A 533-nucleotide genomic window follows, 5' to 3' on the forward strand; every position below is an offset into this window, starting at 1 on the left:
TATTGGTGACCAGTGCCCGGTCGAGCGGTTTGCCCTTAACGTCCTGGTCTTTGCCCTCCTGCCAGCCCTCTTTCAAGCAGGGCAGGGTCAGGAAGGCCTTCACGTCCTGATCTTTCGGTAAGCCTTTAGAGGAACACATGGAGGCAATATTGGTGACCAGTGTCCGGTCGAGCGGTTTGCCCTTAACGTCCTCGTCTTTGCCCTCCTGCCAGCCCTCTTTCAAGCAGGGCAGGGTGAGGAAGGCCTTCACGTCCTGATCTTTCGGTAAGCCTTTGCCATGACACATGGAGGAAATATTGGTGGCCAGTGCCCGGTCGAGCGGTTTGCCCTCCTGCCAGCCCTCTTTCAAGCAGGGCAGGGTGAGGAAGGCCTTCACGTCCTGATCTTTCGGTAAGCCTTTAGATGAACACATGGAGGAAATATTGGTGACCAGTGCCCGGTCGAGCGGTTTGCCCTTAACGTCCTGGTCTTTGCCCTCCTGCCAGCCCTCTTTCAAGCAGGGCAGGGTCAGGAAGGCCTTCACGTCCTGATCT

At 56.8% G+C, this 533-nt stretch carries 1 protein-coding gene; it reads right to left on the reverse strand.

Annotated features, from left to right (window positions below; genetic code table 11):
- Positions 1-533 (reverse strand): hypothetical protein (locus tag J7439_RS26100; RefSeq protein ID WP_209204974.1); only part of this gene is annotated, 533 nt, incomplete at both ends.

It is taken from the genome of Salinisphaera sp. G21_0 (assembly GCF_017744115.1).
Taxonomy (GTDB): domain Bacteria; phylum Pseudomonadota; class Gammaproteobacteria; order Pseudomonadales; family Endozoicomonadaceae; genus Endozoicomonas.